The organism is Thermosynechococcus sp. JY1331 (assembly GCF_031583475.1).
Classification (GTDB): domain Bacteria; phylum Cyanobacteriota; class Cyanobacteriia; order Thermosynechococcales; family Thermosynechococcaceae; genus Thermosynechococcus.
In genome coordinates this window covers 2589669-2603903 of the sequence record NZ_CP134180.1, presented here as the reverse complement: position 1 = coordinate 2603903, position 14235 = coordinate 2589669, and the positions used below count along the sequence as shown (strand labels likewise).

At 53.9% G+C, this 14235-nt stretch carries 7 protein-coding genes; 3 read left to right on the top strand and 4 right to left on the bottom strand.

The genetic code is table 11. The features are described 5' to 3' along the window. The first annotated feature begins 112 nt into the window (after positions 1-112). Positions 113-1990, top strand: coding sequence for a caspase family protein (locus RHJ31_RS12770; RefSeq protein WP_302676852.1), 1878 nt, complete (start codon positions 113-115; stop codon positions 1988-1990). Here RHJ31_RS12770 and RHJ31_RS12765 read toward each other — a convergent pair. Both RHJ31_RS12765 and yqeK read right to left on the bottom strand, forming a co-directional pair. Continuing rightward, complete coding sequence (locus tag RHJ31_RS12765) at positions 1987-2832, bottom strand: ABC transporter permease (protein WP_302676851.1); 846 nt, start codon at positions 2830-2832, stop codon at positions 1987-1989. The genes RHJ31_RS12770 and RHJ31_RS12765 overlap by 4 nt on opposite strands. A gap of 45 nt (positions 2833-2877) precedes the next feature. Beyond that, entirely contained in the window at positions 2878-3528 is a 651-nt protein-coding gene (gene yqeK, locus RHJ31_RS12760) for a bis(5'-nucleosyl)-tetraphosphatase (symmetrical) YqeK (RefSeq protein ID WP_149820967.1), read from the bottom strand. 358 nt (positions 3529-3886) lie between these two features. Here yqeK and RHJ31_RS12755 point away from each other — a divergent pair, with 358 nt between their 5' ends. Continuing rightward, positions 3887-5458 carry a serine/threonine-protein kinase gene (locus RHJ31_RS12755; RefSeq protein ID WP_302676850.1) on the top strand — a complete coding sequence of 524 codons (1572 nt, stop codon included), beginning with the start codon at positions 3887-3889 and terminating at the stop codon, positions 5456-5458. Positions 5459-5495: 37 nt separating this feature from the next. Here the strand turns inward: RHJ31_RS12755 and nrdJ are convergent, their stop codons facing one another. Continuing rightward, on the bottom strand, positions 5496-9860 hold the full coding sequence (nrdJ, locus tag RHJ31_RS12750; RefSeq protein ID WP_302676848.1) for a ribonucleoside-triphosphate reductase, adenosylcobalamin-dependent: 4365 nt from the start codon (positions 9858-9860) through the stop codon (positions 5496-5498). Positions 9861-10016: 156 nt separating this feature from the next. Between nrdJ and RHJ31_RS12745 the strand changes: the two genes are divergently transcribed. Next, a complete protein-coding gene (locus tag RHJ31_RS12745) occupies positions 10017-11255 on the top strand; it encodes an aspartate aminotransferase family protein (protein ID WP_302676847.1) in 1239 nt (412 codons plus the stop codon). On the opposite strand, the gene RHJ31_RS12740 is transcribed toward RHJ31_RS12745, so the two are convergent. Further along, positions 11252-14233 carry an FHA domain-containing protein gene (locus RHJ31_RS12740; RefSeq protein WP_302676846.1) on the bottom strand — a complete coding sequence of 994 codons (2982 nt, stop codon included), beginning with the start codon at positions 14231-14233 and terminating at the stop codon, positions 11252-11254. The genes RHJ31_RS12745 and RHJ31_RS12740 overlap by 4 nt on opposite strands. Between the last annotated feature and the right edge of the window lie 2 nt (positions 14234-14235).

Sequence of the window (14235 nt, the reverse complement as noted above, 5' to 3'; positions counted from 1 at the left end):
TCGCTGTGCGCTGAATTGCGTCCACAACCTTTGAGAATAGAACTAGTCCTAATTCATAAGTGTTGTCGTGCCTGTGCTCGAATCTGAGGATGGGCCTGTTGGGAGGTAAGGCATGAGGTTAAGCCGTCGTTCTTTTTTGTACGGTGCTGCGGCACTGACACTGATGCCGTGGGTCTGGCAAACGGCAGGCGGCTCCTTGGCAGACTCTCTTCGTCCGTGGCGAGCACTCCTGATTGGCATTAACCACTATCCCCAGTTGGTGGGTGTGCCCCCTTTAGGCGGTTGTCTAACGGATGTTGAGCTAGTGAAAAACCTATTGCTAGATGGCTGGGGGCTAGCGGACAGTGACATTACGCTACTGACGGAACAGGCGGCAACCCTCGATGCGGTTCAAGAAACCCTAGGGGTGCTGGAGCACGCGGGTCAGCCCCTGTTAGTTTACTTTAGTGGCTACGGCACGCTTTGGCAGCAACAACCAGCACTGGTTTTCGCCGATGCCACAGCAGCAGGTGAGGGCATCTTACCGCTTGCTGAATTACTGCGTACCAAAGGGGTACAGGTATGGCTCGACACCCGCTTTAGCCCGCCACCCATTGAGGGGGAGATGTTGCGCTGGCGATTTGTGCCGTTGCAGCCTGTAGAGAGCCGTGGCGCAGGCCGAGTTCCCAAGGATCATCTGCTTTGGGCCGATTTGGGGGTAGAAACGCACCTGAATGGCGTTCCTATGGGACTCTTTACTGCTAGTTTGAGCCATTATCTAGCGGCTTTGGGGGGCGATCGCCCTTTGGCGACGAGCCTGATGTACACCGCCGATGAACTGCGCTGGCAAACCGGGGCAGAAATTCATCTCGTCAGCGATGGATTGGCGGGGAATGTCCCCCTATCCCACGGCTTTGATGGTGTGGTGCAAAGTAGCGGTCACGATCGCGCCCTTCAGGTTTGGTGTGGCGGCCTCAGTCCTTGGCTATTAGCCCATTGTCATCCCCACAGTCGTTGGAGCACTGCTGACGGTGCCACGGTCGTTGACATGGTTAGTTTTAATGGCATCATGGCTCAGGGGGTAAGTGGTCAGCCCCTGCAAGTGGGCGATCGCCTCTATGAGCAACAACGGCGCCTAGGGAAAAATCTGCAGGTACAAGTGGCACTAGACCCCAAGCTGAGCAAAATTGAGCGCGTAGATGCCATCAATGCCCTGACCAACGAAGAGAACGTTGCTGTGCTCAACGGCAGTGAGTCGCTGCCAGATGTGGTTCTCACCAGAAGTGCCACAGGGGGTAGCTATGGATTGGAATGGCCGGTGGGAACATTGCTTCAACACAGTTGTAGTGGTACCAATGAAGCTGCTAAAGCCGGCATCCGCCGCTTGAACCCCCTGCTGAATGCCCTGCTAGCTCAAAAATGGCTGACACTGACCTTGAACCCCACCTCTAGTCAGGTGGCCGTGTGTACAACCCTTGAGCAACTATCGCCAATGGCAAAACTCTTAAGCCGCCAATCCCCACCCCGCAGCCCCAATCCCCTGCCAGATGTCCTGAGCACCAAGCTGCCAGCCACGAACTTAGACACGCCCCTCACCTTGGCCAAGGGGGATACTTGCCGCTGGAGCCTCTACAACTATGGCGATCGCCCCCTCAACATTGTCGCCTTTGCATGGGATAGCAGTCAGGGCATTCTCCTCCTGCCGCTGCAAACACAGTCGTGGCAGTTGGCGGTTGCGCCGGGCTTGAATATTCCCCTTTATACGTGGACGCTGAATCGCCCTTGCCAATGGCTGAAGGTTTTTATCATCAGCAGCCACCGCCCCCTGACTCGTTTTAGTCAACTGAGTAGCCACCCTAGCCATTCAGAGCCATTGCTAATTTCTGGTGAGGATAGTCTTGCCTTGGTTCTCGGTCTGCTAGGGGATCTCAGCAGTGAACCGGAAGGGAATGAGTTTTGCTTGGATGTGCGGGAGTGGTGTACCCAAGGCTTCACGCTGCGGGTGGTCTAGGCCAAGCGCCGCCGCAACAGGGGTTGAATGAGTAGGCTCATCCCCACGGCAACCGCCAAAAGAATCAGCAGCGCTGCTCCCAAGCTTAGGGATCCCCAAGGCGCCACCATGACCACATCACTAAACTGCCAGTCAGGATGTAAATAGACATAGCGAATCGGTTCAATCGCCAAACTGAGGGGGTTGAGGCTGGCAATCCACTGCAACCAGCGCGGCATAAACGACAGGGGCACCAAGGCAGTACTGGCAAAGAGTAACGGCAGGTTGATCACAAAAATCACCGCCAACAGTTCAATGTGACCGGGCAAGGCAAAGGTGAGTCCCAGACTTAGGGCTGTCACACCAAAAACCAAGATTAGTACGGTGGCCAAGACAACTCCAATGCCCGCTAAATTCGGTAGCCCCGTTCCTAGCAGCACCCCTAGGCTGGCGATCGCCACCACCTGAATCAAACTCAGGGTTGTGATGAACAAAGCCGAGGCCAACACAATTGAAAACCGCGAAGCCAATGGCGCCACCAACAGCCGATTCAAAAAGCCAAACTCACGGTCAAACATCACCGGCAGCCCCGCATTGAGGGCACCACTAAAGGCGGTAAAGACAATAATACCGGCACAGAGAAACTGACCGTAATTGGTACTCTCGCCAAACAACCCCTGCGGCACATTCTGGAAGAGAGCCCCAAAGAGGATCAGCCAAATCAAGGGTTGTACCACCCCGGCCACTAGGGTTGAGGGGCGGCGCTGTAGTTGGATAAATAGGCGACGGGTTAAAGCGAGCGTTTCCTGAACAAATTCCCCTGAAAAGATACCGGGAACAGCCCTTGCTGAAGCGGTGGTCATAACGCAACTCCGAGATCAAACCTGTTTTCTAGGGTAGCAAGGCCTCTAAACCTTGGCGGCGCCTTTCTTTTCGCTCTTTTTCGGTTTTGCTGGTGCCACCTGCATTGCCCAGTTGCGGGTGAGGATCATGCGGGGGTGAATTAAGCGGTGCTGGTCAACCAACCACAACAGCGTGCGATCGCACACCCGCCACACTGCCTCCTGTAAATTTTGGTGAGCCACCTTGCGCAATTCCTCTAGCTCCACTGTCTGGCCTCGCCCCGGCTCCAAGCTATCCGCGAGAAACACAACACAACTCAAGGCATCCATTCCCGGTTGACCCAAGGTATGGTTGGCGACGGCTGCTAAGACCTGTTCATCGGTAATGCCAAATTGCTGTCGCGCCACAAGGGCACTCACATCCGCGTGAAGCAGGTGGGGATCCGCCTCATCCACCTCCGTAATTGGCAGCCCCGCCTCCCGTGCCATGCTCAATAGCCGCTCCGGCGGAAAGTACTTTGCCAAATCGTGTAATAACCCCGCCCACGCCGCCCGATCCACATCCAAGCCATGGTGGAGAGCCAGCTCCGCCGCCATCGTTTCTACCCGCAGGATATGTTGGAGTCGGGGTGCAGGCACATTCTCCGTCAACCACGCCAAAACCTGCTGGCGATCGCACAGCGAATCTTTAGCATCAGTTGTCACAAGCGGGGTCATAGCCAAAGCCACAGCAGGGATGATGAAGTGCTACCCTTGTATCATACCGAAGGCTCTTTTCACAAGGTTGGGAAACTCTTGAAACCGTCAAAGCAACTGTAGAGCAGGATAAACTTTCTCCTTATGCATCCCATATTTTTTTAAGAAAAGGCTGTAAGCGTTTTGTCCAACTTCCGTAATTTCACGGATAGGGTGAGGCAAAGAAAAAAGAGTATCGTAAAAGTACGGAGTCGTCCTGTGGAAACTACTGAATCATACTAGCGGTGGGGGCACATTCCTGTGAGCTGTGACTTGAAAACAGGTCACCCTATCACCCTTCCCTCCCTGTTAAACGTGCTGTTCATCCCCTTGGCTGCCTATGAGTTACTGCCTAAACCCAAACTGTGTCAAGCCAGAAAACCCCGATGATTTAGAGGTTTGCCAATCCTGTGGCAGCAAATTGTTGCTCAACGATCAATACAAAGCCATTAAAGTGCTGGGGCGAGGGGGGTTTGGCACGACCTTCTTGGCGATTGATACAAAGTTGCCCGGCAATCCCAGTTGTGTGATTAAACAATTACGGCCAGCCGCCACCGCCCCCCATATCTTGGCTATGGCGCGGGAACTCTTTTTGCGGGAAGCGACCACCCTCGGCAAAGTTGGCAATCACCCCCAACTGCCGCGTCTGCTTGGCTACTTTGAAAATGAAAATGAGTTCTATCTCATCCAAGAATATGTGGGTGGCCTCACCCTGCAACAGGAGGTCAAACGCTTTGGCCCCAAAAGCGAAGAAGAGGTGAAGCAGGTTTTGCAGGAAGTGCTGCCCATCCTTGATTACCTACACAAAAATGGTGTGATCCACCGTGACATTAAGCCTGCCAACTTGATCCGCCGTGATATTGACAACAAGCTAGTGCTCATTGACTTTGGTGCAGTCAAAGACAAAGTCACCCAGGCGATGGTGGAAAATGCCCCAGAACTCTCTACATTCACTAGCTTTGCTGTGGGAACACCGATGTATGCGCCGCCAGAGCAAATGGCCATGCGTCCCATCTATGCCAGCGATATTTACGCTCTGGGTGTCACCTGTGTTTATCTGCTCACTGGTAAATCACCCAAAGAGATTGAGCGGGATCCGCGCACCGGCGAATGGCATTGGAAGCGCTACGTCAAAAATATCTCCCCTGAGTTTGCCGCTCTCCTCGACAAAATGCTGGAGGATAGCGTTAAAAACCGTTACCAAGGCGCCATGGATGTCCTAGCCGATCTCCAGCTCCTTGATTGCCAAGAAACACCTGCGCTGGCTGCCCCTACCGTTACAGCAGAGGATGATGACCTCAGTAATGCCCTTGCAGCCCCTCCCAGCCAAGGCCGACCCCGTGGATCAGCTCAGTCCTCTAGTTATGCCTCCTCTGTGCGTCAAAATGCTGCAGCAGCTCGGTTGCGCCAATCGCGGATGACAGGATCTCCATGGGGTGGGCCGCCAGTTGTGGGGGTAGGCTCGGGTCAGCATCTGCGCCCCAAAGTCACCGTACGGATGACGGCTGCCCAAGTGCTAACGGCCTATAAGCGGGGAGAACGGGATTTTGTGGATGTCGATCTCTCCAATGTGGTATTGCGCAATGCCGATCTCTCCGGTGCCAATTTTGCCAATGCCAATTTTACCAATGCTGATTTGAAGGGTTGTATCCTCACCAATGTGGTCTTGCGGGAAGCCAATCTTCAGGGGGCCAACCTGAGTGATGCCAATCTCTGCGGTGCCTATCTGGTGCAAGCCAACTTTGAGCGGGCAAATTTGAAGGGAGCAAAATTGCAGGATGCCTCGATCTCAGGAGCCAACTTTACCGGTGCCGATATTTCTGGGGCAGACTTCAGTATGGTCTCTGGAATGGTTCAAGGCCAACTCGATCGCGCCAAAAAGAATTGGTTTACAAAATTGCCTAAATACTAAACCCGAACTCAATCAGGGGGGCATCCCCCCAGCTGTCCTAGGATGTGAGACACTTGTCGGAGTCACAGCCGGCAGGCCCTGCTTCCATCACGGGCTGGGTATAGCGGGAAAGGGCTGCATGGAAATCATTGACCCGCCGGCGCCGAGCAACCGCAGCGACTTCTTGCTCGTACCGTTCTTTGCTAATGGGTTCAAAGGGCAGACGCGGGAATGTTTCATGGGCATCAAAGCGTGCCAAGAGCGCCGCAGAGATATACCCTTGATCCTGCTGAATCGCCGTGTAAATTGCCGTGGCAAGGGGTTCGACTTCAGGTTCCCGTAGCTCAATGGTGGCACTGGTGTTGTGGGTGGTGTAGTGCTGCTGCACCTGCATATAGAAGTCAAACTGCGCCAAGGCCGAAAACTGGCTAATATCAATCGTGTCTGCCCCCGGCAGATCTGCCCAAGAGACGGCAACGGGAATTTCCACGAGCCACTCGGTACACCGTGGATCAAAGGGATCATCAAGAAGTTTCCCTGTCTCATCCTTATCGGACTGGGAGGGAATGATATTGTAGCCAAAGTCATAGCAGGCCATGGCCACGGGGTCGCCCTTGCGGAAGGTAATCCGTCGAATAAAGCGTTGGGCTTTGGGGGGATGCCAGCCGGGAGAGGCACCCGTCAACAGGGATTTGGTACCGGAGGGTTGGACAGTGGTACAGCGATTGGGGCGCTTGAGGCCGTGGCGATCGCAATACTCCCAGACGGTCTCATGGACAATTTGCCGCCAGTGTTGTAGGAAGGCTGCCTCTTGGGCTTTGAATTCGCGCCCTTGGGGGGTATCCGGTCGTCCTGCGGCCCACCATTCCAGCCAAGGCACACCAAAGGCATGAACACAGAAGTCAAATAGCCCCGTAAAACTGACGCCAACAATGGGATCAATCGCGCGGGAGTATTGATAGCGATCGACAACAAAGCGATGGTTCAACAGCGCTGCCACTGAGACCGCACCAGCCTTGAAGGCTTTTTCCTGTGTGATCGTATCTGCTGGATCAATTTGATTCAGGTGGATTTCCGCAAGGTTGCAGTGGAAATCAGCACCAATAATTTCACCGCAATTGTGAGCAACAAAGCCATTGGCATCAAAGCAATTCGGGCCGGGCACGGTACAGTCATACACTGGCTCAATGCCATCGGGAGTAATTGACTCAACGACAACTGTAAAGCGTTCGGGAGGTAAGGAGTCATGATGGGCGATCGCCCCCAATTCCAGAACCCGAGCCAGCGTTGTGAGATTATCCCCTTGGATAACTAGGGATGATTCTGCAACCACCGAAACGATTCCCAAACGCAGTAGCATGCGCTGAATAAGTGAGGCTAGTTGTCGATCCCCCAGTGTGACATGCAGCCGTGGTATTGATGTTAACTGAGTCGTCACGAAAATCTCTCGGAGGAACCCGCAGTAGAATGCATAGCTGCCTTCTTCGATCGTGATTAGGCGAAAGTTCTTTTCTAAGCTATGGGGGAGTACAGCTATCCAGTCGTTTTGGCGGTGTTTAATCCCTGTGAAACAGCCTGCTGCTTGGGTTTGCACAGCAGTGCTTCCTATGGCAACTTGATAAAGGGCTTGAGCGGCGTAACGGCCTTCTTCCCAAGTTCCCTTACCACCCCAAGGGGTTAGATCACGGTGATTGTGCAAAAGAAGGCGATCGCCCGCGTGCAATTGACCTGCTTCTACCCATTCCGTGTATTGTCTTTTCGGGGTTTGGGCGGTCACTTTCAGCAAACGATGGTTCGCGGTGAGCCGTAGGGTATAGCCTTCACGGGTGGTAAGTTTGAGAACTGGCTGGATACCACTCAGGAAAAAGCCAGCGGCGGTGGTACTAAACAATTCGCCATTGACATAGGTGCCGTGCTGTTGGCCGATCAAATCTTTGACTTGGCGCGGCCCTGCTTCTGTGAGTACCCACGTATCGCTTGTAACACAGGGATTGAGGCCATAACGACCCAAGCGGTGAGCCAGCTCCCGCTGATCGATAGTGGGCAACAGTTGCCGCAAAAACGCCTCCCCCTGTTGATTTTCATAGGCACGGAGGAAGGCCTGCTTGAGATCCGCTGTAGTCAAAAGATCGGCATTGGCGCGGGCGATCGCCTCCCCGGCCCATTGAATGGCACCTTCTCCTGAATAGAACTGACTGCGCACGGCATTGATACATTCCTCGAGGCTAGGCTTGGTGTGAAAGACACGGGTGTGGTTGGCCATCCGCAGGGCATCCCGCTTCGGATCAATTCGCCAATTGCCTTGCTCATCCTGTTGCCAGAGATTTTGTTTAGCTTGGGCAAAAGCCTCATCCTCACTTGCCCCCTGACGCATACCAGCGCTGTTGTGCATCAGATAACCATCACAGTAAAAACAGTGGGCATCTTCGACCTCAATATCATAGGTCTGAACATAGTCATAGCTGCCTAGTTCTTTTACTGTTACGGGAATATCAAGACTAACTTCAGCTTCAGCAATATACCTCTTGTAATTGGTATCCACGCTTCGGGAACCTTCAAAACCCATTTCCCGCATTTGGCTATAGGTATAGGTTTCCCGCATCATAGTTGCAGGAATTGTAAAGCCATGGGCTTCCTGTCCTTGATGAATTTGGCCTTTCAAGGAATACGGTGCAATGAGACTGTTGTAGCGAGCCTTAAAAGCCGGTAGTTTAAGGTGATATTTGAGTTGCCAATGCTCTTTTTGGGAGAGTGTGACACCGATTCGAGTAGCAATTCCCAAACTAGATAAAAGAGCGCTAACTTGACGAGCAAATTTAGGATATACAGTCGTTAATAGGTAAGGTGGCCGCCCACAGGCAGAACCGTCACTATCCACTAGACCTGCTAAGTAAGCGCAACGCACCTCAACCGTTCCCTGCAAGATAAAGCTAGGGACTTCTAACGGTTGTTTAGGTTGCTTAATATAGCGGTGAAAGTATTCTGCAAGATGAATAGAGGTTACTCGCGATCGCAAGGTATTCTCACCTTCAACACACTCTTGTCTGGCTTGTACACCGAAGAGAGTAAGAGCACAGTTGATTTTAGTATGAATCTGCTGAGCAAGCTTGGAATCTAAACTGTTGTAAACCCAACAAATGCTACCAAAGGGTTTGTTGTACTTATTGCGTCCCAAGCTAACATAACCATCCCCGTGGGTAAAGCCAATTAACCAAGCAACATCAGCCGTCAGTTCTGGAATAGTGATTGCTTGAGAAGTATGACTACCGCGTGGTCGAGAATCAGTCAAGTCTGATGGCAAATGAGTAACTGTGCCGGGTAAAACTTGAGTATTGTGAAGCAGGCGATCGCCCGGGTTTAAGGCATTGACAAATTTCCAGTGAATTCCCCCTGAAACATCCGCAAGAGTTGCAATCCGATGGTTTAGGGTAGCTCGCAGCAAGGGACCATTGGTTATTACTTCATAAGCCTCTTGGTAGCCTTGGTCAAATTTCTGGGTTACTTGCCGAAACCCTAAGGGCGTTTGCACCCAGTCCCCCACTTGGATGTCTTTGATCGGGATCAGTCCCTTGCTTGTGTGTACCAAAGCATCCTCAGGCAAACAACGCCTCACATTGCCAGCAACAACCACAACGGCTGCCTCATCAATCAGCAGACAACACTCCACAGAGGTCAACTGGCGACCCACCGCCGCATTCAACAGTGCCGCGCAGCGATGGTAGAGGTCTGGCAGCTTTACTGGATTGGCAACTCCCCCAAACCCCTTGAGACGCTCACCGGTGGGACGCACATCACTAATGTCAATCGTCACCTGAACTAAACCACCGAGTTGAGGGTTGCTGGCGAGTTCAAGCAGCGTTTGGTAGGACTTCACCCACCCTTGGCGGCTATCCCCCACTTTGATTTGACAGGTCTGCCCCGTGAGTATTACAGTTGTTTGCTCTTGACGCGCTTCCTTGGGGGTTTGACCAATTTGACCAATGACAGTCACCTCAAGGCGATTGCAAATCGGCGGCAACTGGGAGATGTATTTCTGCTCTAAGATCGCCCCTGTGCCACAGCCCTGCATGGCCAGATCCATCATCAGGCCAAAGGAATCCCAATCCACGACATTGGTGCTGGTGCAGTTGTAGGCACCGGAAAAGTTCTCGGGCTGGCGCACCCAATCCGTTCCTCCCACCCACAGCCAGCGCCCAGAGGGCAACGCCTTTAGCGCCTGCTGCATTTCCCGAAGAAGGGCAACTTCTGCTGCAGTGAGGTGCCCCACTTCCTGTAGTCCTTGCAGGGTGCGATCGCACACCTGTTGCCAACTCTCCCGCTCACCCGCTTCATTTTGGCGGCTGTAGGTGCGGTAAAACACGGGATAGGCGGTGGGAGCCGTAGCGGGGAAGCTAGTTTGAGGACGGGGAGGATTTTGCACCATAGGGGCAGGACTCAATGGCGGAATACTAGGTGTAGTGTACCGAAGCAATCCTTGGGGGTCAATAAGCACTAATTCTAGAGCGACCCGTAACTCCCCTGCCACAGCGAGAGGGAGATGCTAAGATAGCAGGAAGTTTTTGCTTTGAGTCCAGAGTCAATGGTTGCTGCTCCCCCAACGCCCTTCAGTACCGATGCCTTTGACCAAGTGGTGATGACCACCTATGGTCGTTTTCCCATTACGCTCGTGCGCGGCGAAGGCTGCCGTGTTTGGGATGATCAAGGCCGCAGCTATCTGGACTTTGTGGCGGGAATTGCCACCTGTACCCTCGGTCATGCCCATCCGGCTTTGGTGGAGGCGGTCAGTCGGCAAATGCAAACCCTGCACCATGTTTCCAATCTCTATTACATTCCGCAGCAGGGGGCGCTAGCGCAGTGGCTGGTGGATCACTCCTGTGGCGATCGCGTGTTTTTCTGCAATTCCGGTGCCGAAGCCAACGAAGCAGCCATTAAACTGGCGCGCAAATATGCCCATACCGTTCGCCACATTGCCAACCCGATCATCATTACGGCACAGGCTAGCTTCCACGGACGCACCCTCGCCACGATTACTGCTACGGGTCAACCCAAATACCAACAACACTTTGACCCCCTAGTGCCCGGCTTCGCCTATGTTCCCTACAACGATTTTGCGGCATTGCAGACTCTTGTTGAGCAACTAGATCAGTCCCAGCCCCAAGTGGCCGCTATTCTGTTGGAACCGTTACAGGGAGAAGGGGGAGTCCGTCCTGGCGATCGCCCCTACTTTGAGCAGGTACGCCAACTCTGTACCGAAAAAGGCATTCTCCTGATTTTTGATGAAGTGCAAGTGGGCATGGGGCGCACGGGATCCCTGTGGGGCTATGAAACCCTCGGTGTCGAACCCGATATTTTCACCTTGGCCAAAGGCCTAGCGGGGGGAGTTCCCATTGGTGCCATGATTGCCAAGGAGTTTTGTGCCGTCTTTCAGCCGGGGGATCATGCCAGTACCTTTGGTGGTAACCCCTTGGCCACGGCAGCAGCGCTCACGGTTTGTGAAACCCTTGAAAAAGAGAATCTCCTCGAAAATGTGCGCGATCGCGGGCAGCAACTGCGGACAGGACTACGCGAACTAGCAGCAACCTATCCCCAGCTCATTGCTGAGGTGCGCGGCTGGGGACTGATCAACGGTCTGGAACTGCAACCCGACACCCCCCTCACCGCTGCTGAAGTCGTCAAAGCTGCCCTTGCTGAGGGGCTATTGCTGGTGCCGGCGGGGCCGCAGGTGGTGCGCTTTGTCCCTCCTCTCATTGTCAGTGCTGCCGAGATTGATATGGCCTTAGGGGCAGTGAGCCGAGCCTTTGCCCACTTAGCAGCCTAAAGCACATCCTTGCGTTTTTGAAAGACCCCCACTAGTCCCAGCATGAGGGCAATAATGCCCCCTAAGCGCAGGTTATTGACGGTGACATTGGCGTTGAACGTGTGCCCCTGAAGACTCCAAAAGCGATCAATAAGAGCTTCACCGCTGGCGATCGCCCGCCCCCGCTGCTCTTTCCAGAGGGCAAATTGGTCTTGCCAGCGCTCCATGGCCGCCTGATAGTCTTTGACCCGTTGATTGTATTCCTCGACGCGATCGCGATAGGCCTGATCAAACTCTAAGACCGAATTGGGCAGTGGCGGTGGATCACCCGGTTCCGGAGGTTGTGGGGGTTCGGGTTCATCTACAGCGGGGTGGTACTCCTTGCGCACGCCGGGAAAGCGGCAACGTTGAAAGAGGTTATCATCAAAACACGGACATTGCTCTAGGGCTTCAGGACTGAGTTTCTCCCGTTCAGATTTGGATTGCTGCCAGCAGGCATCCCGCGCCACATCCTGACCAAAGCCCAAGAGGGACACCACATTGGCATAACTCCAGCGGGTCAGGGTGACATCGCTGATTAGATTGCCCACGCCCCCTAGATCCTTCAGAGGAATAATTGCTCCAGCAAAGGTAATCTGCGGTACCAAAAAGAGAATCGTTAACAAGGGAGCCACGGTTTGCGTCGGCGAGAGGGCAGAGACCAATAACCCCATCACCATGCCACCAAAGGTGGCCAGAAACAGCGTTGCGTAAAGGCCGGCGATCGCCCCAACACTGAGGCTGAGATCAATGGCCAAAAACTTCATTACCAAAAAGACGGCTGCTTGGTACAGTGCCAATACCACCGCTGATCCAAGCTTCGAGAAGATATAGGGCCACAGCCCCAACCCCACCATCCGTTCGCGGCGATAGATCTCCAGTTCCTTAACAATTTCCCGCATCGTCGCTAGGCTGCCCACCATCACCGCAATCAGCACAGTAACAAAGGCCATCGTAAATGCCTGCCCCGCATCCCCCTGATCTGGATCGAGAATCGTTGGCTTCCAGAGGACAAAATCCAAGGCTCCCAAAATCGGCGCGAGGGAGAGCATGAGAATGAGTGCCGCCCGATCCTGTCGCAAAATGGCCAAGTTTCGCTGGGTGAGAATCCACCACTGCCGCCACGGTGCCACTTGGGGAATCGTTGCTTTTTGGCGTTGGGGTTGGACTTGTCGGGTTGCCCCCGTATCCACGTTGAGGGGACGCTGCCGCTCCACCACATAGGTTTGATACAGATGAGACTGGCGATAGCGCTGCTGCCATACGGCTGGATTAGGTTCGCTCTCAATCTTGAGGTAAATTTCATCAAAATCTTGGACATCAAAATAGTTGAGGGCTTGATCTGGTGGCCCAAAATAGGCAAGGTGGCCGCCCCGTGCTAAAAACACCACCAAATCGCAGAGCATCACATTTTTAGTGGCATGGGTAATCAGCAAAATTGTTCGCCCCTGATCTGCCAACTGCCGCAACAGCCGCATCATCTGGGTTTCCGTACCCGGATCCAAGCCAGAAGTGGCCTCATCCAAGAAAAATAAACTGGGGCGGGTGAGCAATTCCACACCAATCGACACTCGTTTGCGCTGACCGCCACTCAGTTGTTTCACCAGTACATTGCGGCGAGATGTTAACTCCAATTCTGCAAGGACGCGGTTCACCTGTTCCTGTCGCTCTTGATCGCTAAAATCAGCAGGTAAGCGCAGTCGTGCCGCATAGTCCAAGGCCTGAGCCACCGTTAGCTCGCTGTGGATAATGTCATCCTGAGGCACATAGCCAATCTGGGTGCGATAGGTGCCAAAGTAGCGGTACAGATCATAGCCGTTGACGAGTACCGTACCTCCCGTAGCAGGACGAAAGCCGTTGAGGGCATCGAGGAGTGTTGATTTACCGGCACCACTGCCGCCAACAATCGCGACAAACTCGCGGGGCAAAATTGAAAGGGAAATATCTTGCAGCAGCTTCGCCCCCTTGGCGGTGGTTTTGCTGAGGTGGATGGCATCGAGGCGCAGATTGCCACTGTCGTTGTGGGGAACAATGGTTTCATCGGGGGTAAACAGCGAGCTATAGGGGCCAATGCGCACCAAGGCCCCCGTGGGTAAGGGCACTGGTTTGCGGGGTTCAAGGCGCTGGTTATTGATGAAGGTGCCGTTGGCAGAGTCGAGATCGACAATGTACCACTGTCCTTCCTGAAGGTAGAGGCGGGCATGAAATCGCGAGACGACCGGATGATCCAGCACCATATCGTTACTGGGGTCACGGCCAATCCGAATCTGCTGGCGATCGCGCAGTTGGAGGGGGCGCGTTTGCTCCACAACCTCCGTGGCGGGCATCAACAAGTAGGTCAGCCGCAGGAATTCCCCCACATGGATCACATCCCCCGGTGCCAAGGCATGTTCGCTAATCGTTTTTCCGCGCCAGTGGAGACCATTTTTGCTGCCCAAGTCAATAATTTTGTAATGCTCTCCCGATCGCACCAGTTTGGCATGGTGAAAGGACACAAAGGGATGGTCAATGGTGATGTCCGCCTTCGGATCCCGACCGAGAACCAGTTCCTCCTTCAGCAGCGGAAACTCCTGCAACCACTGGGGCGTCGCCACCTGAAAGATCGGCGTACTGGCAGCCCCCATCACCACCGTGCCCGGCAGTTCCGTTGTTGCTATGCCATCTGGATCAAAAATGGCTTCAAAGTCACCGATTTGTAGGCGATCGCCCGCCTTTAGAGCCACAGGGGTGCGTGGCCGCAGCTTTGTACCATTCAAAAAAGTGCCGCTGGCGCTCCCGAGATCCGCCACTTGATAACCCGTCTCCGTGGGAATAATCAAGGCATGGTGGCGGGAAATCCCCTCACCGACGAGAATCACTTGGCTTTGGGGGTCGGTACCGATAAGCAGGCGATCGCGCCCCAGTTGAATTTGCTGTCGTGAACCATCAGCCGCTAAAAGGTTGAGAATGGGCACTGCCATAC

Coding starts and splice junctions, on each gene's coding strand:
- nrdJ (WP_302676848.1), bottom strand. CDS start 9,860: ATGGTGCAAAATCCTCCCCGTCCTCAAACTAGCTTCCCCGCTACGGCT.
- RHJ31_RS12745 (WP_302676847.1), top strand. CDS start 10,017: ATGGTTGCTGCTCCCCCAACGCCCTTCAGTACCGATGCCTTTGACCAA.
- RHJ31_RS12770 (WP_302676852.1), top strand. CDS start 113: ATGAGGTTAAGCCGTCGTTCTTTTTTGTACGGTGCTGCGGCACTGACA.
- RHJ31_RS12765 (WP_302676851.1), bottom strand. CDS start 2,832: ATGACCACCGCTTCAGCAAGGGCTGTTCCCGGTATCTTTTCAGGGGAA.
- RHJ31_RS12740 (WP_302676846.1), bottom strand. CDS start 14,233: ATGGCAGTGCCCATTCTCAACCTTTTAGCGGCTGATGGTTCACGACAG.
- yqeK (WP_149820967.1), bottom strand. CDS start 3,528: ATGACCCCGCTTGTGACAACTGATGCTAAAGATTCGCTGTGCGATCGC.
- RHJ31_RS12755 (WP_302676850.1), top strand. CDS start 3,887: ATGAGTTACTGCCTAAACCCAAACTGTGTCAAGCCAGAAAACCCCGAT.